The organism is Streptomyces sp. TAA204, assembly GCF_000424965.1.
This window is the reverse complement of the sequence record NZ_AUKW01000003.1, coordinates 319965-340275: the sequence shown is the minus strand read 5'-3', so window position 1 is coordinate 340275 and position 20311 is coordinate 319965. Positions and strand designations below refer to the sequence as shown.

Below are 20311 nucleotides of genomic sequence, written 5' to 3'. Positions count from 1 at the left end.
CGGTCGGATCAGGGTGCGAGTTCGCGCAGTTGCCGCTGCAGAGTCCGAAGTGCCGCGGCCGAGCTCTTCTTTCCGGTCAGCGCGGCGTAGGCCTGGTCCTGGATGGCGGTGGTCGTGTCGCCGTAGCGAACGACGCGGGGCCGGGGCTCGGCGCCGACGATGGACTTCTTCAGCACCGGGAGCCAGGGGAAGCGGCGCACCATCTCCGGGTCGTCGTAGAGCTTGCCGTAGACCGGCGCGAGGGAGCCCTTGACGAGATTCATGCGGGAGGTCTGCTCACTGGTCATGAAACGCATGAAGTCCAGGGCGGTGGCCTTGTTGCGGGCCGAGGCGGACAGCGCGAGGTTGTGGCCGCCGAGGGATGAGGCGCCCGGGCCCTTCTCGCCGGGAATCGGGGCGACACTGAACTTGCCGGCCGCCACGTTGCCGGCGCTCTTCTTGTTCGACACCGAGTACGAGTAGGGCCACTGCCGGTAGAAGAGCAGCTTGCCCTGCTCGAAGGCGCGCCGGCCTGGCTCCTCCATGAAGGTGATCGCGTTCTCGGGAATCGTGCCGTCGCGGAAGCCCTTGACCAGATTCTCCAGGCCCCGCTCGGCCTCGGGAGTGTCCAGATGCGGGTTGCCCTCCGCGTCGGTGACCTTGCCGCCCGCGGAGTGCACCGCCTCGGAGAAGTTGACGGTCAGCCCCTCGTACTTCTCGAACTGACCGGAGTAGCACGACATCTTGGACTGGCCCTTCAGGACCTTGCCGCACACCTCGCGCATCTCGTCCCAGGTCTTCGGCGGCTTCACGCCGGCCGCCTCCAGGAGGTCCTTGCGGTAGTAGAGCATCGCGCCGTCGGAGGCGTAGGGCATGGCGAACCACTTGTCGCGATACTTGACCGTGCCGTTGATGGGGCCCAGCGTCTTGTCGAACGGGAAGGCGCTCTCGGGTATCTCGTCGATCCAGCGGTTGGCGGCGAACTCCGCGGTCCACACGACGTCGAGGGAGATCACGCTGTAGGCGTCCGACTTCAGCTGCGCGTTCTGGATCATCATCTGCCGCTGGCTGTTGGCGTTCTCCGGCAGTTCGATGAACTTGGCCTCCTCGCCGGGGTGGGAGGCGTTCCACCGCTTGATCAGGTCGGGTACGACTCCCGAGAGGTCCTTGGCCGCCGCGTAGGTGATGGGGCCGCGTTCCTCGGCGTCGGACCCGCTCTCCACGCTCCTGGCTCCCAGGCCGCAGCCGCCGACGAGGGTGAGTGCCGCGGTGACGGCGGTGCATGGCAGCAGTCGTCGGGGGATGGCACTCACATGTTCTCCTTCAGCCTCTGGCCTGGCCCGCCGCCGGGTGCTGTCATTGCGTGGCGCGCTCCCCGGAGAATGCGGGCAGGGGAGAGCACACGACTCACAGCGGTCCGGGAACAGCGGTGTTAAATCGAGTGAGCAGGAGGATGTTTCCCTTGACGCTGCCCTGTCAAGACCTTCGACGGGAACCCCCGGCCGGGGCCGCTCCGGTCGTCCCGAAAAGGCGTTGACACCGCGAGGAAGCCCAGGTGATGCTCGGCTAGCTCGATTTAGCCGGAGGTCATATGCCGTCTTCCCGCGTCACTCAGGCCGATGTCGCGCGTCATGCGGGTGTGTCCCGTACGGCGGTTTCGTTCGTGCTCTCCGGGCGCGAGGGAATACGCATCTCGCTGGAGGCGCGGGAGCGGATCCTGGGTGCCGCACAGGAGTTGGGCTACCGTCCCAACCTCACGGCCCAGAGCCTGCGCACCCGCAAGACACACACGATCGGGCTGGTTTCCGACATCGTTGCCAGCACCCACTACGCGGGCGCGATGATCCAGGGCGCGCTGGAGGCCGCCCTCCACCAGGACCACCTGCTCTACTTCGCGGAGACCGGCGACGATCCGGCAGTCGAGGAGAAACTGCTCCAGGGCATGCTCGACCGGCAGGTGGACGGCATCATCCACGCCGCCATGTCGACCCGCAGGGCACACCCACGTGAGCCTACGCGCGGCCACCCCGTCGTCCTGCTCAACTGCCTCGACGACTCCGGCGAGTTCACCAGCGTCGTACCGGACGAGCAGGCCGCCGGCGCCCAGGCCGTGAGACTGCTGCTGGAAGCCGGGCACGGGGACGGAATCCACGTCATCGGCGGCCACCACCTCACCCGCGGCACGCCCGAGGGCGTCTTCGCCGGGCACGAACGGATGCGGGGCGTCGAGTCGGCCGTCACCGCGGCGGGCGCGCGGCTCTCGGGAGTCGTCGAATGCGACTGGTCCGCCCCGGAGCACGGCTACCGCGCCGTACGCTCGCTGCTCGGCAGCGGGACGGCCCCCACCGCCCTCATCTGCTGCAACGACCGGCTGGCCTTCGGCGCGTACCAGGCCGTGCGGGAGAGCGGGCTGTCCATCCCGCACGACCTCTCGGTGATCTCCTTCGACGACTCCGAGCTGGCCTCCTGGCTGCGGCCGGCCCTCACCTCGATCGCTCTGCCGCACCGCGAACTCGGGCGAAGAGCCGTCTCGTTACTGCTGTCCGGCAGTCCACGTCCCGGAGTGCACCGCATTCCCATGCCGGTACGCCGCCGGGACTCGATCGCGGCGCCTCGACGCTGACAGCGTGAGGGCTGGACTGCCGGACCACTCCTGTGCCTTCATTCAGTGATCCCTCCCGCACGCCCCCGCGGCCCCCCACCTGACCGTCACCGAGACCTGACCGATCTCCCTGGCCTCTGCCCTGCACCCGTGCACGCATCTCACCCGTGCCGCACCTCACCCGCGCCCTCGCGCACGCCGCTTCCGCACGTCCCGCACCTCCCACGCCCCGGCGCCCGTGCGGCCATGGCTGCCCGTGCCCGGACAACCGAATAGAGACACCGAGCGCAACCGACCGCAACCGACCGCACCGGACGCGAGGATCAACGTGACCGACAGCAACGCACCGCACCGCCAGGACGGCCCCGACTGGTGGCGCCAGGCTGCCGTCTACCAGATCTACCCCCGCAGCTTCGCCGACTCCGACGGCGACGGCCTCGGCGACATACCCGGCGTCACCTCCCGGCTGCCCTACCTCTCCGAACTCGGGGTGGACGCCGTCTGGCTGAGCCCCTTCTACCCCTCCGCCCTGGCCGACGGCGGCTACGACGTCGCCGACTACCGGAACGTCGACCCGCGGCTGGGCACACTGGAGGACTTCGACGCGATGGTCGCCGAGGCCCACCGCTTCGGCATCAAGGTGATCATCGACATCGTCCCCAACCACACCTCGGAGGACCACGAGTGGTTCCAGCAGGCGCTGCGGGCGGCCCCCGGTTCCCCGGAGCGCGCACGCTACGTCTTCCGTGAGGGCAGGGGCGAGAACGGCGAACTCCCGCCCGCCGACTGGCAGTCCGCCTTCGGCGGCCCCGCATGGACACGGCTGCCCGAGGGCTGGTGGTACCTGCACCTGTTCGCACCCGAGCAGCCGGACCTCAACTGGGACAACCCCGAGGTACGCGCCGACTTCCTCACCACGCTGCGGTTCTGGTCGGACCGCGGCGTGGACGGCTACCGCATCGATGTCGCCAACGCGCTGATGAAGGACCTCGAAGACCCCCTGCGCGACATGGGTGACATCTCCTACGACGAGCAGATGGAGCACCTGGAGGACGGCAGCCACCCGTTCTGGGACCGCGACGAGGTGCATGAGATCTACCGCGAGTGGCGCGAGGTCTTCAACGAGTACGACCCGCCGCGCGTCGGCGTCGCCGAGGCGTGGGTGAAGAACCACCGGCTGGTGCTCTACGCCCGCCCCGAAGGACTCGGCCAGGCCTTCAACTTCAGCTATCTGAGGACCGGCTGGTCCGCGCCCCAGCTGCGTTCCGTCATCGACGTCTCGCTGCGCACCGCCCAGGAGGCCGGTGCCTCCGCGACGTGGGTGCTCTCCAACCACGACGTGATCAGGCACGCCTCGCGCCTCGCGCTGCCCGAAGGGGCGGACAGCGACGAGTGGCTGCTCAGCGGCGGCACGCAGCCCCACGTCGACCCCGAGCAGGGGCTGCGCCGGGCACGCGCCGCGACGACGCTGATGCTGGCCCTGCCGGGGTCCGGCTACATGTACCAGGGCGAGGAACTGGGCCTGCCCGAGGTGGCCGATCTCGCCGAGGAGGACCTGCAGGACCCCACGTGGGAGCGCAGTTCGCACACCCGCAAGGGGCGGGACGGCTGCCGCGTCCCGCTTCCCTGGACGAGGACGGGCGAGTCGTTCGGCTTCGGCGGCGACCCGTGGCTGCCGCAGCCGGCGTACTTCGGCCGGATGTCCGTGGAGGCGCAGGAGGGCGTGGAGGGCTCCACCCTGGAGCTCTACCGGGAGGCTCTGCGGCTGCGGCACAAGCTCGTCGGCACGGACGAGTCACTGCGCTGGGTCAGTGACGAGGAGTCCGAGGCCGAGGGACTGCTGCACTTCGTGCGTCCGGACGGGTGGCACTGCGTCACCAACTTCGGCTCGGAGCCGAAGCCGCTGCCGGAGGGTGAAGTGCTGCTCAGCAGCGGCCCGTTGAGCGGGAACGAGCTGCCCGCCGAGACGACGGTGTGGCTGCGGGACGGCTCCGCCGACTGACGGCCGGGGGCGGGGGCGGCCGGTATTGCCGGCCGCCCCTGCGGCCTGCGCTGCTCTCCGGTGGGCGCTGGTGGGCGCTGGTGGCTCCCGGTGGGCGCGCGGCGGGTCTCCGCGTGTGTGAACGGCACGGCAGTCCGCGACCGCGTGCGGCTGCCGTGCCGCTCCGCGTGAGAGATTCGCCTGGACGACCTGCGCACGTGCGGCGACCGGCGAGAGTTGTCCACACCCCTGTGGACAACTCTCGCGGGGGCGAGTCCCGATGCCGTCGTCCAGTTCGCCGTCAGCCCACGGGAACCGGCTGCCCGGACCGTACGGAGGCATAGCCGGCCAGCGCCACACGCAGCGAACGCAGCCCCGCCTCACCGTCCGCGACCTGCACCCCGCCCGGTTCACCGCCGAAGAGGAACGTACGCACCATCGCCGCGTCCAGATCGGTGCCCCACGGCAGCAGCACCCCCCTCTGCCGCTTGTCGTCGAATCCGGAGACGGCCTGCCCGAAGGCGTCCATCTCCACCGTGGCGTGTTCACCGACCAGTTGGAGCTCCAGGCCGCCCCAGGTGTGGTGACGGTCGGGGTGGCTCCAACTGCAGTCGATGGTGGCGACGGCCCCGTTGTCGTAGCGGACGGTCACCAGGCCGGCGGTGTCGACGTCCACCTCGCCGCCGTACATGAGGTTGTTGCTCTGGGCGTAGACGTCGACGGCGCGCGCTCCCGCGAACAGGTCGTCGAACAGGTCGGCGAGGTGGACGGTGTGGTCCATCATCGCTCCGCCGCCCGCCAGTTCGGGGTCGGTGAACCAGGCGCGCGACCCCGCGGGAAGCCTGCCGTTGTTCGCGCCCGCCACCGTGAGCACCCGTCCGGTCCCGCCACCCCGCACGGCCTCACGCAGCGCGGCATACCCGGGAGAGAACCGCACCGGGTAGGCGACACCCAGCCGCACCCCCGCCGCCCGGCATGCCGCCACCATCGCCTCCCCGTCCTCCGCGGTGGTCGCCAGCGGCTTCTCGCACAGCACGTCCACGCCGTGCTGCGCGGCGAGTTCCACCAGCGGACGGTGGCGGGAGTTCTCGGCCGCGACGATGACGGCGTCCGGCTCCCACTCGAAGAGTTCCCGGTAGCTTCCGGCGTGGCCGACGCCCAGCTCCCGCGCGAGCGCGGCGCCGCGCACCTCGCCGTCAGGCGCCCAGGCGGCGTCCGGGTCGCTGCACAGGACCTCCACCCCGTCCATGTCGCGCAGCAGGGCCGCGTAACCGGCCGCGTGGACGTGCGCGAACGACAGCACTCCGACCTTCATCCGGCTCACCGGGCCACCTCCGCTGCTTCGCCGGTCGTCCGGCTCCCGATCCGCACGGCCTGGCCGGTGCGGGTGGACTCCGCGGCGGCGAGCGCAATGCGTACCGCCTCAAGTCCGTCCTGAGCCGTCACCCTGGGCGCCGGCCCTCCGCGGACCGCCGCCGCGAACTCCCGCAGCTCCGTCAGGAACGGGCTCTCGGTCAGGTTCGTGGCGGGAATGCCCTCGCCCGCCTCCGCTCCGCCCTGCGAGACCACGCGGAACGCCTTGGTCCGCGCCGAGTCATGGTGCAGAACACCGTCCCGGCCGGCGATCCGGAACGTCGTGCGGAACTGCGAGTCCGGCAGTCCCCACACACCGTGCACATGGCTGATCGCGCCCGAGGCGTGGGTGAGGACGGCTGTTGCGGCGGCCACGCACCCCGGCGGGGCGGGCGCCTGCTGATGTCCGCGGATGTGCGCGTGCACACGCACCACGTCGCCCGCGAGCAGCCGCGCGAAGTCGAAGTCGTGCACCATCTGGTCCACGACGAGGCCGCCGGAGAGCTCCGGGTCGGCGAACCACGGCGACCAGACCGGGTAGCTGCCGGTCCGCGTGAAGCGCAGCACCGCCGGCCGGCCCACGGCTCCGCCCGCGACGGCCTCCGCCATGGCCGCGTACTCGGGGAAGTACCGCACCACGTGGGCGGGGAAGAGCAGGACGCCCGCCCGTTGTGCCTCACCGATCATCGCCTCGATGTCCTCGGTGCGGAGCGCGAGGGGTTTCTCGCAGGCCACGTGGACACCCGCGCGCAGAGCGGCGGTCGCGACGTCGCGGTGGGTGTGGGTGGGAGTGCAGATGTCGGCCGCCTCGCTCCCCTCCAGGAGTTCACCGAGGCTGCTCGCCACCCGTACGCCCTGCTTCCCGTACTCCGCGGCCAGACGCGCGCCGCTCTCGTCGGGGGTGAACACGGTGACCCGGGCTCCGAGTTCGAGCCATGCGGGCAGATGCGCGCGGGCGATGCCGCCGGCACCTATGAGGCCCACTGCGAGTTCCGGCATGTGGATGTGACCGCCTTCCTGTCGGGTACGGGTGAGGGCGGGCCGCGGGCCGGGGCCCGTCGTTCAGCCCTTCGACCCGCTGAGTGCGATGCCCTGTACGAAGTGGCGCTGCAGCAGCAGATAGAGGATCAGCATGGGCAGGCTGGCGATGACGGAACCGGCCATGAGGATCGGGTAGTCGGTGAGGAACTGGCCCTCCAGGGAGATCAGTCCGGCACTGATGGGCACGGTCTCCGGGTCGGTGTTGACCACGAGCGGCCACAGCAGGTCGTTCCACGACCACATCGCCGTGATGACGGCGAGGGCGGCCAGGGCGGGCCGTACCAGCGGCAGCATGATGCTCCAGAAGATCCGGAACGGACCGGCACCGTCGATCCGTGCTGCTTCCTCCAGCTCCCTCGGCAGCGCCATGAAGAACTGCCGCAGCAGGAACGTGCCGAACGCACTGAACATGCCCGGCAGGAAGAGCGCCGGAACGCTGTTGAGCAGACCGAGCTGCTGGATGATCTCGTGCTGGGGCAGCACGAGAAGCTGTGAGGGCACCATCAGCACGGAGAGGAAGACGGCGAACAGCACGTTCTTGCCCCGGAACTGCAGCCGGGCGAAGGCGTACGCGGCGAGCGAGCAGAACACGAGCTGCCCGAGCGTGCGGCCCGCCGTGTTCAGCAGGCTGTTGGTGAGCATCTCCGTGAACGGCAGGGCGGTGAAGACCTGTTGGAAGGCGGCGAGGTTCCACGCCTCCGGAAGGATCGTCGGCGGCACCCGTACGGACTCGGGCATCGTCTTGAACGCGGTCAGCAGTTGCCACACGAACGGGAAGACCATGGCCACCGCGCCCAGAACGAGGACGGCGTGGGTGGCGACGGCACCCGGGTCGGGCCGTCGCCGGGATACGGGGCCCTTCCCCGCGCCCTTCCCCGGACCCCTTCCCGCGCCCGGCTCCGGGAGCCGCGTCGCACGGATGGCTGTCGCCGTCGGCTCAGGCATAGTGCACCCACTTCTTCTGGAACCGGAACTGCAGGTACGTCAGGGCCGCGATCAGCAGCATCAGGAGGAAGGCGAGCGCCGCGGCGGCGCCCTGCGCGTTCTCCTGGAAGGCCCACTTGAAGAAGAGCGTCACGATCGACTGCGTCTCACCGAGCGCCGGGTTGTTCGGGCTCATCATCACGAAGATCAGGTCGAACTGCTGCAGCGAGTTGATCACGCAGATCACCGAGCAGAAGAAGATGCTCGGGCTCAGCAGCGGCAGGGTGATGCGGAAGAAGCGCCGTACCGGCCCGGCGCCGTCGATCTCCGCGGCCTCGTAGTAGTCGCGCGGTATGGCTTTGATGCCGGCGGTGAAGATGATCAGGTAGTAGCCGATGTGGGACCAGATCATCACGGCGCCGATGGCGTACACGGCCGTGGAGGGGTCGGAGACCCAGTAGCGGCCGTCCACACCGATCCACGACAGCGCCTGGTTGACCATGCCGAAGTCGCCGTTGTAGAGCCAGTTCCACACCAGTCCGACAGCGGCGGGCATCGTGATGAACGGGACGAAGTACAGCGCCCGGTAGACGGGGACGCCGCGCAGCCCCCGCCGGTTCATCAGGTCCGCCAGCACGATCGCGACCGGGAGCGTCAGCAGACCCATCCCCATGTACAGCAGCGTGTTGCCGAGGGCCTGCCCGACCGTCACGTCCTGCACCACGCGCCCGTAGTTCTCGCCTCCCACCCAGGTGTTGCCGCCGAAGGCCCCGAAGGAGGTGAAGCTGAACCAGAAGGTCTGCAGCAGCGGCCAGATGTAGAAGACGAGGAAGCCCAGTGCGATGGGGGCGATGAAGAGGTATGCGACGCGCTGCGAGCGGCGTCGCCGTCCGGTGTGCCCGGTGGCCGGGGCAGCGCCGCGGACCGGGCGTTTCCGGTCCGCCGCCCGGGCCGCTGCCGTGGAGGGGAAGACAGCCATGGTCGTCACTTCTCCTGTTCCAGGGCGAGATCCATCTGGCGGGCCAGAGTGCGGGAGGCGGACTCGATGCCGCCCTTGCCGCTGAACGGGCCGCCCAGGAACTGCGGCTGGAGGTTCTCCCAGACGGGCGTGAGCTTCGAGGCGGGGTAGGGGACGGCGTAGTCGAGCATGTCGATGAAGACCTTCAGGTCGAACTCCGGCATGGACTCCACCCACGCGTCCTGCGTGCCGGCGTGGGAGGAGATGGTCGCTCCCTCGCCCGACTGGATGCGGGCGGCCTTGCGAGAGCCGAGGAACCTGACGAACTTCCACGCGGCCTCGGGGTGTTCGCTCTTGCCGGAGATCGCCGCGGCGAGGCCGTGGATGGTGGTGGCGCGCCGCTGCCCCTTGGGCAGTACGGCGACGCTGCCGTGGTCCTTGATGGGCGGCGCCGCGTACATCTGGGAGGCCATCGCGGACAGGTCGTAGTTCATGGCGACCTTCTCCGAGAGGTAGAGCTGGCGCCCGGTGGTGTCGGTCATCGCGCTCTGGGTCGGCGAGTGGCCCTTGTCGATCAGGTCGGTCCAGAAGCGCAGGCCCTCGATGCTGCGCGGGTCGCCGAATCCGGACTTCCCGTCGCGGATCACGTAACCGCCGGCCTGGGCGATGGTGTTGTAGTACGTGTACTGCCTGCTCATCTCGGCGGCGATGCCGTGTACGCCACGGCGGGGGTCGGTCAGCTCGGCGGCTGCCTCCCGGACGGTCTCCCAGGTCCAGCTCTCGTCCGGGTACTCGATGCCCGCCTTGTCGAAGAGTTCCTTGTTGTACCAGAGGCCGATGGTGTCGAAGTCCTTCGGCATCGCGTAGCGCGTGCCCTCGTGGGTGTACATCCGCAGGAGTTCCTCGGGGTGTACACCCATGTCGAACCCGTCGCGCTCGATGAACGCGTCGAGCGGCCGGAGCGCCCCGCCCTGCGCGTAGAGCTGAAGGTTGACGGCGTTCATCCAGAACACGTCGGGTGCGGAGCCGCCGCGCATGGCCGTCTTCAGGGTCGTCCAGTACGAGGTGAAGGGGGTGAGCTGAATCCTGACGGAGATGTCGGGGTGCTCTTCCTCGAACGCCTTGATGATCTTCTCCATGCCGGGGACCTGGAGCGGGTCCCACATCCCGTACGAGATGGTGGTCCGGCCGCCCGGCGTGCGCGGCGAACCGCCGCCACCGGAACAGCCGGTGGCCGCTGCGGCCGCGAGGGGCGCCGCCAGGGCTCCGGCGAGCAGACTTCTCCTGCGCATTCGCGCCTCCGGAAAGAAGCGAGGGGGGAGTGGATGAGGGGTCACGAGTGAGAAGTGGCGGCGCCCCGTGCCGAGGGACGGGCCGTTACGTGACGTGACGGGGCCGGGCGGGGGATGTGGGAGCGGCCGGACGCACTGCGCTGTACGTCCCGGGCCGGCGACGGCGGCAGGGGGACCGCGGCAGGGGACCGCGGCAGGGGGCTCGGCTCAGCGGGCCACGGACGGCAGGGGACCGGTCGCGTCGGTGAGCACGGCCTCCACGCTGTCGAGAGCCTTCCGTACGGCCCCCAGCGCGACGCCCTGATCACCGAGTGTGCTGACGGCGATACGGGGCACGTGCAGGGGGACGTCGAGGGTGGTCTCCCGCAGATGCCTGGTGAGCAGCGGGGTGAGCACCTGACCGGCGGGGGTCATCCCGCCCGAGAGGACGATCAGTTCGGGGTCGACCGCAAGCAGGAGCGCCCCTATGCCGGGTGCGAGGCCGGCCGCGTAGCGGTCCAGCAACTCCAGGGCGCCGGGGTCCTCGGCACTCGCCGCGCGTGCCAGCGCCGCGATCTCCGACTCGCCCTCCGCCCGCGGACCGCGCCACTGGAGCGCCTCGTGCGCGCGGGCGAGGCCGAGCTGCGGATGGAGTCCCAACTCGCCCGCACCACCGCGGTGTCCGCGGTGCAGCCTGCCGCCCAGCAGTAAGCCCATGGAGGTGCGGTGGCCTGTCAGTACGCAGGCGACGTCGTCGACGAGCTGCGCGGAACCGCGCCAGTGCTCGGCCATCGTCGCCAGGTTGACGTCGTTCTCGGCGATGACCCGGCAGGGGAAGGCTTCCGCGAGCCGCCGTGACAGCTCGAAGTCCGACCACTCCGGCACGATCACCGAGGTGATCCGGCCGGTCTCCCCGACGATGCCCGGCACCCCGACGCACAGGGCCCACAGCTCGTCGGGGCGCACCTTGTTGTCGTCGAGGAAGCGTTCTGTGCGGTCACGGAGGAACGCGAGGCGCTCCGCACCGCCCATCCCGGGGTCCATGTCCTCGCGTGCGGTGGCGCAGACGTCGCCGGCCAGGTCCGACATCAGCAGCACGGCCTTGTGCAGTCCGATGTCGACGCCGACCACCCGTCCTGCCTCGCCGCGGAAGCGGAAGCGCCGCGCGGGCCTGCCGGAACGTCCCGCCGCGCTGTCGGTCGCCTCGGTGAGCCAGCCCTGGGCCGTCAGTTCCTCCACGACGAGATCCACGGTGGGACGCGAGAGTCCCGTCGCGGCAGCGAGTTGGCTGAGCGACTGCGGACGCCCCGGGCCCTGGGAGCGCAGGAAGCGCAGCACGGCGATGGTATTCAGCCGCCTCAGAGCGGCCAGATCGTGGCCTCTCACTCCGCACCTCCTCCTGCCGGGCTTCCGGTGTTTGATTGAGGACTCTTGCATAACCAGCGCTGAACAGGAAGGCTTCGAGCCAGAAAATTATGCAGGACTGTTTTGTATAGGCGGACGCAGAGAAGATCGAACACGACACAGGGGTGGCCGAAAGATGACCATGCGCGGCGAGTTGGACGCACACGGGAGCGGCGGGCGGGACCTGCGGATCGGCGTCGTGGGCGTGGGCGAGCGGGCGTCGCTCGCCCTGCACGCCCACCGGCCGGGAAGCGGAGCGCGCATCGTGGGCTGCGCCGACCCGCACCCGCGCGGAAGACAGGCCGCACAGGCCCTCTTCGGCCCCGGCGTTCCCGTGCACAGCGGTCACCGCGCACTGCTGGAGACCGAACTCCCGGACGCCGTCATGATCTTCACCCCCGACCATCTGCACGCACCGTGCGTGACGGACGCATTGCGCGCGGGCACTGCGGTCTTCGTCGAGAAGCCCCTCACCGTGACGGCCGAGGACTGCGACCTCGTGCTGCGTGAGGCACGGAAGACCGGCAGCCGGCTCTACGTCGGGCACAACCTCCGCCACGCCCCCGTGATCCGCGAGATGCGCCGGCTCGTGCTGGAGGGTGCCGTCGGCCGCGTACGCGCGGTGTGGTGCCGACATTTCGTGGGCCACGGCGGCGACTTCTACTTCAAGGACTGGCACGCGGAACGCCGCAACACCACCGGCCTGCTGCTGCAGAAGGGCGCCCACGACCTGGACGTCATCGCCTGGCTCGCCGGCGGCTTCATCCGGCAGGTCACCGCCATGGGCGACCTCGCGGTCTACGGCGACATCGCCGACCGCCGCGACCGCACCGGCGAACGCATGACGGAGTGGTACGACCCCGCGGCGAACTGGCCGCCCACCGCGCTGAAGGGCCTCAACCCCGTCACCGACGTCGAGGACGTCAGCATGCTGACCGGCCGCACCGACAGCGGCGTCCTCGTCAGCTACCAACAGTGCCACTTCACACCCGACTACTGGCGCAACTACACGGTCATCGGCGACCACGGCCGTCTCGAGAACTTCGGCGACCTCGACGGCTCCCTCATCAAGGTCTGGAACTCCCGCCGGTCCGGCTACCGCGACGACGCCGACGAGACCGTGCGCATACCGGCGTCGCAGGAGACGCACGGCGGTGCCGACCGGCTGCTGGTCGAGGAGTTCCTGCGGTTCGCCGCGTACGGCGGCACGACGGAGACCTCACCCGTCGCCGCCCGCGAGGCGGTCGCCGCCGGGCACGCGGCCACACGTTCGCTGCGCGCGGGCGGCAGACCATTCGAAGTGCCGCCGCTGCCGGAGGACTTGGCGGCGTACTTCGACGAGGGGCAGCCGGGCAGGCGGCGGGAGTGAACCGTACAGGGGCAGGCCGTCCCCGCTGACCGCTGCTCCCGTCCTCGCCTCCTCAGCCGATCGGGCAGGTGTCCCGCGACTCCACGATCCGGCCGGTGCGCGGCGGCGGGCAGATCTTGTCACCGGACTTCGCGTCGTCGTTCAGGAAGCGCTTGAACCAGGCGGCCACATGCCCGGAGACGAGCGCGTCCGGTGGCGTGGCGACGAAGTGGTCGCCGTTCAGCGCCATGTACGCCTTCTCCTCCACGCCGGTCAGCCCCTCGTAGAAGGGCTCGGCGTGCTCGGAGGGCGCCGCTATCTCGTCGGTGCTGCCGCTGATGACGAGCGTGGCCGCCTTCACCCGCGCCCAGTCGCCCTTCCCGGCGTACGGCGTCAGCGGCACCGCCGCCTTGATCTCCGGCCTGCGGGACGCCGCGTGGAGGGCACCGCCGCCGCCCATCGAGTGACCCATCACACCGAGGCGTTCGGGGTCCGCGCGGCCGGCCGCGTCGCTGCGCTCGGCCGCGTGGTCGAGGGCGTCCAGGAGCTGGCCACCGCGCTGCGCGGGCGAGTCCTCCAGCGTCCTGGTGTTGAACGTGATCACCACGAAGCCGTGGGAGGCGAGCAGTTCACCGAACGGGGTGACCATCGACTCGTCCGCACCGAGCCCGGGGGAGGCAGCGATCACGCCGTACTTGCGGCTGTCGTCCTCCGGGTAGTGGACCGTCCCGCTGCCGAAGTCCCCGCCCGTGTCCTCGTCCCGCAGCTCCTGGGTACGCACCTCGTACGGGCCGCTCTGCGAGCCCTTGTAGGGATTCCTCTCCGGCCCCGGCTGCCCGGACCGCTCCGGCGAACCGCTCCCGGAGGAACCGTCCTTCCCGGGCGTCTCATCGGCGCAGGCCACGGGCGCGGCGAGAACTGCCGCGACGAGCAGGGCCAGGCGCTTGTGTCGTCCGGCCGCCCCGGCGGCAATCCGTCCCATGCCGACGACCGTACGAACGCCCGCCCGGTCCCGACAAGCCCCGGGACCACCGGAAGCGCGGACCGCGGTGCCCGGTCACGGCTCCGTATCCACCCACGCGGGCGCGGAGTCGACCGGACGAGAGCCGATGTACCTTTACTTGCCCTCGCTCGCCCGGGTAGCCACGACATCACAGTTCACCTCAGGGGGAATCATGACGAAGCAGAGACTTCTGGTACTTGCCGCATTGCTGATCGTGCTCGGAGTGGGCCTGTTCGTATGGGAGCCCGCGGGGCCCGAGTCGGAGTGCGCCAAGGACCCGTCCAGGACCTCGGGCTTCGTCGACAAGGAGAAGGACTGCCCGATATCCATAGAGAGTTACGAGCGCATCCGGGAAGCGGAGTCCGGGCCGCAGTGGGACAACATCGGCGGACTCGTCCTGGTGGTCGGCGGTGTGGCGGCGGCGGCCGTCGGCGCGTTCAGAAAGCCCCGGCCGGACGCCTGACGGCCCGGACCCGATACCCGGACCCGACGCCCGGCCTCGGCGCCCGGACCCGGACCGTGTCCCGGGGCGACTCCGCGCCCGCGACCCGTCAGCGGCGACACGCTCGTCCGCACCCGGTCCGGGCCGGGCCGGGGAGTCACTCCCGGGCTTCGCTCTACTCCTCCCGCCGGGGCGGATGAGCCTCGGCGTCCTCGTGGGTGCCCTCGCCGCCGGCCGGCTCGGCAGGGCCGTAGACGAGGTTCAGCACCCCGGTCCGGAAGGTCTCGGACGAGATCAGCCTCAGCGGAAGCGTCGTCCCCGCCTCCTCGAACAGGCGCATGCCACCGCGGACGGCGATCGGGTGCACCAGCAGGTGCAGCTCGTCCAGCAGGCCGGCGGCCAGAAGCTGCCGGACGACAGAGACCGAACCGCTCATGGCGATGTCGCCGCCCTGCTCCTCCTTCAACGCCGTGACCGCTTCGGCGAAGTCGCCCCCCAGCTGCTCCGAGTTGCGCCATGTGAAGTCGAGTTGCCCGCGCGAGACGACGATCTTGCGTGCGTCGCCCAGCTTCTTGGCGAAGTCGGCCTCCTCACCGCCGGCCGCCTCACGCTCCGGCCACGCCCCGGCGAAGCTGTCGTAGGTCTTGCGGCCGAGGAGGAGAGTGTCGGCCGAGGCGATCGTCGCGTCGACGGCGGTGCCCATCTCGTCGTTGAAGTAGGGGAAGTGCCACTGGTCGGGTGCCTCCACCACTCCGTCGAGCGACATGAACATCCCGGCGATGATCTTCCGCATGATGTGCCTCCAGGACGCGCGGTCGGTGAGCTCTCCTTCGTACAGACGCCCGCGACGGCCGGAACTCATCGGAGGCGCGACCCCTGCCCGGACGGCTGTGGACTGACCGCTGTGGACTGACCGCTGCGGGCTGCCGCTGTGGGCGGAGGGGCGAGACGGCGGGGAGTGCGCAGCCGCCCCTCTAACGCTCCGCCCGGCCCAGCGGGTAGGTGGCACGGTCCCGCCAGTCCGAAGCGTCCCGGACGATCAGATCCACGGCGGCGATCCGGACTGTGAGCGGCAGGGACAGCGCGAGTTCGGCCTCCAGGCCGTCGTACACGGCGTCACAGGTCCCCGGCCCTTCGCTGTTGGCGATGGTCAGGTGCGGATCGAGTTCGCCGCCGAAGATCCCCCGGTACGGCTCCGCCTCGGGCCAGCGCCGGATGATCTCCTTCGTCAGGGCCTTGAACGGGTCCGCGGGGCGGGGCGCGAGGAAAAGCACTCCCGGGAAGCGGCCGAACTCCGCGAGGGTGATCTCGAAGGCTTCGTGCGAGCTGAAGACCTCGGTCAGGTCACGGTGGACCGCGCCGTCCACACGGCTCACGTGCAGAAAGGGGTAGAGGACGGTGATGTGCGCGGGGAAACCGGCACGTACGAGGGGATCGGCCTCGGGGACCTTGACGGTCAGCGCCGTATCGCCGACGACGTCCGGCCAGCCGTCGAGCGCGCCGTCGTCCTCCGTCATGCCCCGCATGCTCGCAGAGGGAGACACCCGGTGGGCAACTCCGTGGCGGACAGGTGGAATCGAAGCCCGCTCCGGGCGTCCCCGGAAGACGGCCGGCACGAGCGAAGCGTGCGACGTGGCGTTGTAACTGTGCTGTGAGAGCAGTAAGTTCCTCCCGTCGCATCAGCGTTTCAAACGGGGAGAGAACATGAAGCGGTCACCCGCACTGGCACTTGGGACGGTCCTGGCTTCCGGCACGGCGATGCTCGCGTTCGCCCAGCCGTCCGTCGCAGCGGACCACGCGAGCGAGCCGAAGGCCGGCCCGGTGAACTGGTCCGCCGCTCACGGCGACGCCGGCGCGTCCGGTACCCGGTGGACGGAGAGCGGCACGATCTTCCCCACCCTGAAGATCGAGGGAGACCTGGAGAAGTTCGGCGCCGGCTGCAGCTCGCTCTGGGTGAAGTGGACCCACGACCTCGCGCCCCTCCCGCCGAAGAAGGTCGTCACGCAGTGCGGCGCGGGCAGCAAGCCCGTCTCGATCACGCTCCAGAGCTACATGCCCACCACGACGGGGGCGGTCGCCGTCTGCGAGGGCGACGCCGGCACCTCGGACTGCGGGACGTGGGAGTCCGTCACGAGCTGGCCGGTCGGCAGGCACGGCTGAGGCAGCAGCCCGGGGACAGCCGCCACACTGCGGGCGTCCCAGCGCGACCCAGCGCGGGCGTGCCCCGGATCGCTTCACCACGGGAGCACTCGGCGCCGCAGCGCAGGAGCCCACCGCCTCCGGAGAACGGAGGGCGGTGGGCTCCAGGTCCGGGGAACGGACCGGTGTCCATGAGGAGTTACCGGGACTCGCGCGCCGTGCGGTGCCCCGGCCCCCTCCGGGCACAGCTCCCCGGTGTCAGCTGCTCTGTGTCGGCTGCCCGCTGTCAGCTGCTCCGGGCTCCCCGGCGCCGGATCAGGTACATCGCGCTGCCGCCGGCGACGAGCAGCGCACCCACCCCGGCCACGACGGGCGTGGCGGAGTTGCCGCCGGTCTCGGCGAGGCCGCCGCCGTCGCCGCTGTCACCACCGTTGCCGCCGGTCTGCGGGCCGGGGTCGTTGCCCCCGGCTCCGCCGGTCCCGCCGTCCTCGCCCTTCGGCGTCTCACAGGTGGCCTCGGAGAGCACGATGTCACCGGCCGCCTTCACGACGTTCAGCTGGGCCGGGTTCACTTCGTACGACAGCTTCAGAGCCGTGGCGGCCCCGGAGGCGGTCTTCGTCGTCTCCTCTTCCACCGTGATGTCGACGGTGCCCACTCCGGCCACCTCGACCTGCTGGCTGCCGACGTTGACCTCGACCGGCTTGCCGAGCACGGAGACGTTCTCCAGGTCGGCCTCGGCCGTGGGCTTCTCGCCCGCCTTGCAGGTGGCGGTGGCCGCGAGGAGGTCGGCGCTCACCAGCGGCTTGGTGAGCAGACCGGGCGCGAAGGCCCGGACCCCGGCCATTTTGACGTGCCCGACGGCCTGCTGCTCGTCGGCCTTGGCGCCGGAGCGTGCGACATCGGCCTGTACGAGCTTCAGCGGACGGTCCTTGTTGGCACCGTTGACCTCGGCGGTCAGCAGTGTCTTCTCGGCGGCGGCGGGTGCGCCGACGGCGTTGAGGGACGCGTCGACCTGGACGTTGGCGGCGTTCGCCACGGAGACGTCGAGGTCGGTGCGGGCGGCGACGGCCGTCGCCTTGCCGGTGGAACCGGAGTTCCCGTCCGCGGGGGCGGCGTGGGCGGGAACGGTGACCATCGCGCCGCCGATCATCGCCGTGGCGGCGCCGAGCAGCGTGAACCGACGGGCCCGCCGGCCCAAGACATGCGTGATCAAGTAGGGGACACCTTCCGGGGGACGTGGAGCCGCCGACATCGCTGAACTACGGGGACAGCGGGGCAAGTCGGGGCTTTGGTCCGAAAGATGATGCCTGGCCTGGTGATGGCGATGCAACTCCGGGTAACCCTATTTAGTGAAAGACCGTCAGTGATTTCGTAGAGTTCATATGCCCGTTCGAGTGCACCCCTCTCCCCATCGCTGGCCACTTGCGGACTCCGACGGGATTCGACTCCCCCAGTGAGGCCCGAGGACGGTGACCTCAACGCTCATGACCTGCGCATATCTGTACCTGCCCACGGAGCGCGCCTCCCGTCGCGCCCCCTCGGACGGGGAATGGAACAGAGGGGAAGGGAACAGCCGGGCGCCGTTCCAACCGGTGTTCTCACAAATTGCGTTGTCCCGTCCGCGCCCGGGAGGAAGCATCCGGACCATGGACCGCCACAGACCTGCCGAACTGCTCCGCGCCGAACGCGTCGTGCTCAGGCGCTGGCGCGCATTCGATGCCGACGCCGTGCACCGCGTCGTCGTGGAGTCGCGAGACCATCTGACGCCGTGGATGCCCTGGGCCGACGGATACGGTCCCGACGCCTCGCGCGAGTTCGTGACCCGTTGCGAACGGGAGTGGGAGGAGAACCAGGCGTACAACTACGCGATCTCGCTCGGCGGTTCGACGATCGGCAGCTGCGGCCTGATGCGCCGCGTCGGCCCGGGAGCACTGGAGATCGGCTACTGGCTCCATCGCTCCTGGACAGGGCAGGGGCTGGCGACCATGGCCGCGGCGGCACTGACGCGCGAAGCCCTCACCCTCCCCGGCATCGACGCGGTCGAGGTACGTCACGACGAGGCCAACCTGGCCAGCGGTGGCGTGCCGATGCGACTGGGCTTCACCGAGGTCGCGCGACGACCGGTACCCGAAGGCCCCGCCGCGCCGGGCGAGGTGGGCGTCGAGGTCATCTGGCGTGCGTACCGCAACGACCCGGACGGCATCCCCGCGTCCCTGCCGGGCACCGGGCCCGGCCTCGGCACTGGCCCCGGAGAGTGACGCCGGGGCCGCCGGGCACCCCGGCGTCCTCCGGCATCCTCCGCCGGCTTCGAATCGCCTTCCTCCACCGGTAGCCGAAACGCTGAAACGGAATTCCCAATCGTTCAGACCCTTCCGGCGCGGGCTGCCGCAGTCCGGGGAGGCAAGCGGGACGTCCTTCCTCAGGCCGTCTCAATTGTGGAAGCTCGGCGAGCCCATTTATCATTCACGGAAGGAGAATTTCCCACTTGCTACTCGACGTCGTTGTCGCGTCACTCAGGGGCCAGGTGATGGACCCGCCGATCACAGCGCCAGGGATGGAAATCGCGCTGCGCCCGGAACCGGACGGCAGCGAGATCACCCTGGAACTGAAGGGCGAACTCGACGTACAGAGCATGTACACATTCCGTGACCACGTCTTCGAATGTCTCAGACGGGGCCACCGCCACCTCAGCCTTGACATGGCGGGAGTCACCAGGTGCGAGGAGGCTGCGCTCCACGGGATCGCCGGAGTGCAGCGCGCCCTGCGTGTCACTCGCGGGCGCCTGCACATCACCGAGGTCAGCGAGCCTGTCCTGCGCGCCTTCCACGATGCCGGCCCCATTCACCACACGTTCGACTGAGCACATGCTCACCTCTGCCGGTACGACTTTCGAGGCGGCAGTCGAAGAGCGGAAGGCAGCCGTCAGTTCTCATAACCGCGTCGAGGCGGTGCACTACGCGGCCAGCCTGGAGCGGAAAGCACTCGCGGCTGGCCGCACGCCGGCATGAGCGGCGCTTCGGCGCTCAGAATTCCGGCAGCGCCGACAGTGCGCGACCCGGGATCAGGGCAACTTGCCATCTTCATGCCGGTTGAAAAGCGCAGCGAAATCGTTGGGCAACTGGGTCACGAGGTGACGGACCTGCCCGGCGGACACGGCAGCGGGGAGTGCCGAAAGGACCGCAGCGGCATCCCGTTCGGCGGTATGAGGGCCCCTGCCCGTCCGCTCCCCAACGCGGCGGTAGAACTCGGCGAGATCGAACGACTCGCCGCCGGCACCGTTTGTGTCCCGCAGGGGCTGGTCCAGGGGCGAGGGGAGCTGTGCAGCCAGGTCATGGGCTTCACTTGAGGTGATACGGGCAGCGAGGACCGTCAGCACAGCGTCCGTCACCGCGTGTGCCTCCTGCTGGTCCTTGTAATCACCCTGGTCGCGGACCTCTGCCAGCAACTCGTCGTCACGCATGGGAGAAACAGCCTCTCTCGATCGAAATGTACCTCTTGGCGACCGGCCGGGTTTCCCACGCGATCGTGTGTATTCATCCGGTCGGTCACCAAACCGTCGAGCCTGCTTCAGAATTGGCGGTGACCGAGAGCCCACGCTCACATCTGCCTGCCCACCACCTGTTCTGTCAGGCAGAGGGGGCACCAGGCACCCAGGCGCACCGGATCCGCCCTTTCCTCAGCAGGGCACCAAGGAGGGGCCGCCGGACCTCCCCAGGAACGGCGGCCCCGCCCGGGCACCCCCCAGTAGCCGGGTATCGCTGAACCAAACACCGGCCACCGCGGAGAGTGGCCTGCGCCCACTCCCGGCGACCGCGATCCTCCGCGATGACGGCGATGACCGGCACCGTCACGCTCCTCGGCCGAAT

At 70.0% G+C, this 20311-nt stretch carries 19 protein-coding genes; 7 read left to right on the top strand and 12 right to left on the bottom strand.

Annotated elements, in window-relative coordinates:
* Positions 1–8: 8 nt before the first annotated feature.
* A complete protein-coding gene (locus H343_RS0107180) occupies positions 9–1292 on the bottom strand; it encodes an ABC transporter substrate-binding protein (RefSeq protein WP_486586813.1) in 1284 nt (427 codons plus the stop codon).
* A gap of 278 nt (positions 1293–1570) precedes the next feature.
* On the opposite strand from H343_RS0107180, the gene H343_RS0107175 reads away from it, so the two are divergent.
* Positions 1571–2602, top strand: coding sequence for a LacI family DNA-binding transcriptional regulator (locus H343_RS0107175; protein WP_028430587.1), 1032 nt, complete (start codon positions 1571–1573; stop codon positions 2600–2602).
* A gap of 307 nt (positions 2603–2909) precedes the next feature.
* Positions 2910–4583 carry a glycoside hydrolase family 13 protein gene (locus H343_RS0107170; protein ID WP_028430586.1) on the top strand — a complete coding sequence of 558 codons (1674 nt, stop codon included), beginning with the start codon at positions 2910–2912 and terminating at the stop codon, positions 4581–4583.
* A 280-nt stretch (positions 4584–4863) separates the two neighbouring features.
* Here the strand turns inward: H343_RS0107170 and H343_RS0107165 are convergent, their stop codons facing one another.
* From H343_RS0107165 to H343_RS29320, 6 genes are all read right to left on the bottom strand, one after another.
* Positions 4864–5877, bottom strand: a complete 1014-nt coding sequence (locus H343_RS0107165; RefSeq protein WP_028430585.1) for a Gfo/Idh/MocA family protein — start codon at positions 5875–5877, stop codon at positions 4864–4866.
* A gap of 5 nt (positions 5878–5882) precedes the next feature.
* Entirely contained in the window at positions 5883–6914 is a 1032-nt protein-coding gene (locus H343_RS29330; protein ID WP_037902714.1) for a Gfo/Idh/MocA family protein, read from the bottom strand.
* 63 nt (positions 6915–6977) lie between these two features.
* Positions 6978–7901: a carbohydrate ABC transporter permease gene (locus tag H343_RS29325; RefSeq protein WP_078505124.1), complete on the bottom strand. Its 924-nt coding sequence runs from the start codon at positions 7899–7901 to the stop codon at positions 6978–6980.
* Complete coding sequence (locus tag H343_RS0107150) at positions 7894–8859, bottom strand: carbohydrate ABC transporter permease (protein WP_028430584.1); 966 nt, start codon at positions 8857–8859, stop codon at positions 7894–7896. Before H343_RS0107150 ends, H343_RS29325 begins: the two co-directional genes overlap by 8 nt.
* 5 nt (positions 8860–8864) lie before the next feature.
* Positions 8865–10130: an ABC transporter substrate-binding protein gene (locus H343_RS0107145; RefSeq protein WP_028430583.1), complete on the bottom strand. Its 1266-nt coding sequence runs from the start codon at positions 10128–10130 to the stop codon at positions 8865–8867.
* A 207-nt stretch (positions 10131–10337) separates the two neighbouring features.
* A complete protein-coding gene (locus H343_RS29320; RefSeq protein ID WP_037902711.1) occupies positions 10338–11495 on the bottom strand; it encodes an ROK family protein in 1158 nt (385 codons plus the stop codon).
* A 154-nt stretch (positions 11496–11649) separates the two neighbouring features.
* Between H343_RS29320 and H343_RS0107135 the strand changes: the two genes are divergently transcribed.
* Positions 11650–12882, top strand: coding sequence for a Gfo/Idh/MocA family protein (locus H343_RS0107135; RefSeq protein WP_037902710.1), 1233 nt, complete (start codon positions 11650–11652; stop codon positions 12880–12882).
* Between the two features lie 52 nt (positions 12883–12934).
* Here H343_RS0107135 and H343_RS0107130 read toward each other — a convergent pair whose 3' ends face one another.
* The gene (locus H343_RS0107130) at positions 12935–13843 is read right to left on the bottom strand and encodes a poly(ethylene terephthalate) hydrolase family protein (protein ID WP_051264675.1); all 909 of its coding nucleotides are present in this window, start codon (positions 13841–13843) and stop codon (positions 12935–12937) included.
* Positions 13844–14036: 193 nt separating this feature from the next.
* Here H343_RS0107130 and H343_RS29315 point away from each other — a divergent pair, with 193 nt between their 5' ends.
* Positions 14037–14327 (top strand): hypothetical protein, encoded by a 291-nt coding sequence (locus tag H343_RS29315; RefSeq protein ID WP_037902708.1) that lies wholly within the window; start codon positions 14037–14039, stop codon positions 14325–14327.
* Between the two features lie 154 nt (positions 14328–14481).
* Here H343_RS29315 and H343_RS0107120 read toward each other — a convergent pair whose 3' ends face one another.
* Positions 14482–15099, bottom strand: coding sequence for a dihydrofolate reductase family protein (locus H343_RS0107120; RefSeq protein WP_199778889.1), 618 nt, complete (start codon positions 15097–15099; stop codon positions 14482–14484).
* Positions 15100–15280: 181 nt separating this feature from the next.
* Positions 15281–15823 (bottom strand): 2'-5' RNA ligase family protein, encoded by a 543-nt coding sequence (locus H343_RS0107115; RefSeq protein ID WP_028430579.1) that lies wholly within the window; start codon positions 15821–15823, stop codon positions 15281–15283.
* Positions 15824–16010: 187 nt separating this feature from the next.
* Between H343_RS0107115 and H343_RS0107110 the strand changes: the two genes are divergently transcribed.
* Positions 16011–16466, top strand: a complete 456-nt coding sequence (locus H343_RS0107110; protein ID WP_028430578.1) for a hypothetical protein — start codon at positions 16011–16013, stop codon at positions 16464–16466.
* A 265-nt stretch (positions 16467–16731) separates the two neighbouring features.
* Here the strand turns inward: H343_RS0107110 and H343_RS0107105 are convergent, their stop codons facing one another.
* Positions 16732–17658: an SCO1860 family LAETG-anchored protein gene (locus tag H343_RS0107105; protein ID WP_051264671.1), complete on the bottom strand. Its 927-nt coding sequence runs from the start codon at positions 17656–17658 to the stop codon at positions 16732–16734.
* A 433-nt stretch (positions 17659–18091) separates the two neighbouring features.
* Between H343_RS0107105 and H343_RS0107100 the strand changes: the two genes are divergently transcribed.
* Together H343_RS0107100 and H343_RS0107095 are read left to right on the top strand one after the other, a co-directional pair.
* Complete coding sequence (locus H343_RS0107100) at positions 18092–18703, top strand: GNAT family N-acetyltransferase (RefSeq protein ID WP_028430576.1); 612 nt, start codon at positions 18092–18094, stop codon at positions 18701–18703.
* Positions 18704–18999: 296 nt separating this feature from the next.
* A complete protein-coding gene (locus tag H343_RS0107095; RefSeq protein WP_158679519.1) occupies positions 19000–19305 on the top strand; it encodes an STAS domain-containing protein in 306 nt (101 codons plus the stop codon).
* Between the two features lie 201 nt (positions 19306–19506).
* Here the strand turns inward: H343_RS0107095 and H343_RS0107090 are convergent, their stop codons facing one another.
* Positions 19507–19905 carry a DUF2267 domain-containing protein gene (locus H343_RS0107090; protein WP_028430574.1) on the bottom strand — a complete coding sequence of 133 codons (399 nt, stop codon included), beginning with the start codon at positions 19903–19905 and terminating at the stop codon, positions 19507–19509.
* Positions 19906–20311: the final 406 nt, after the last annotated feature.

What these genes read in the sequence shown, in the direction of transcription:
- H343_RS0107175 (WP_028430587.1), top strand. Translation starts at nt 1,571, where the DNA reads ATGCCGTCTTCCCGCGTCACTCAGGCCGATGTCGCGCGTCATGCGGGT.
- H343_RS0107165 (WP_028430585.1), bottom strand. Translation starts at nt 5,877, where the DNA reads ATGAAGGTCGGAGTGCTGTCGTTCGCGCACGTCCACGCGGCCGGTTAC.
- H343_RS29330 (WP_037902714.1), bottom strand. Translation starts at nt 6,914, where the DNA reads ATGCCGGAACTCGCAGTGGGCCTCATAGGTGCCGGCGGCATCGCCCGC.
- H343_RS29325 (WP_078505124.1), bottom strand. Translation starts at nt 7,901, where the DNA reads ATGCCTGAGCCGACGGCGACAGCCATCCGTGCGACGCGGCTCCCGGAG.
- H343_RS0107150 (WP_028430584.1), bottom strand. Translation starts at nt 8,859, where the DNA reads ATGGCTGTCTTCCCCTCCACGGCAGCGGCCCGGGCGGCGGACCGGAAA.
- H343_RS0107145 (WP_028430583.1), bottom strand. Translation starts at nt 10,130, where the DNA reads ATGCGCAGGAGAAGTCTGCTCGCCGGAGCCCTGGCGGCGCCCCTCGCG.
- H343_RS0107135 (WP_037902710.1), top strand. Translation starts at nt 11,650, where the DNA reads ATGACCATGCGCGGCGAGTTGGACGCACACGGGAGCGGCGGGCGGGAC.
- H343_RS0107130 (WP_051264675.1), bottom strand. Translation starts at nt 13,843, where the DNA reads ATGGGACGGATTGCCGCCGGGGCGGCCGGACGACACAAGCGCCTGGCC.
- H343_RS29315 (WP_037902708.1), top strand. Translation starts at nt 14,037, where the DNA reads ATGACGAAGCAGAGACTTCTGGTACTTGCCGCATTGCTGATCGTGCTC.
- H343_RS0107120 (WP_199778889.1), bottom strand. Translation starts at nt 15,099, where the DNA reads ATGCGGAAGATCATCGCCGGGATGTTCATGTCGCTCGACGGAGTGGTG.
- H343_RS0107115 (WP_028430579.1), bottom strand. Translation starts at nt 15,823, where the DNA reads ATGACGGAGGACGACGGCGCGCTCGACGGCTGGCCGGACGTCGTCGGC.
- H343_RS0107110 (WP_028430578.1), top strand. Translation starts at nt 16,011, where the DNA reads ATGAAGCGGTCACCCGCACTGGCACTTGGGACGGTCCTGGCTTCCGGC.
- H343_RS0107100 (WP_028430576.1), top strand. Translation starts at nt 18,092, where the DNA reads ATGGACCGCCACAGACCTGCCGAACTGCTCCGCGCCGAACGCGTCGTG.
- H343_RS0107095 (WP_158679519.1), top strand. Translation starts at nt 19,000, where the DNA reads ATGGAAATCGCGCTGCGCCCGGAACCGGACGGCAGCGAGATCACCCTG.
- H343_RS0107090 (WP_028430574.1), bottom strand. Translation starts at nt 19,905, where the DNA reads ATGCGTGACGACGAGTTGCTGGCAGAGGTCCGCGACCAGGGTGATTAC.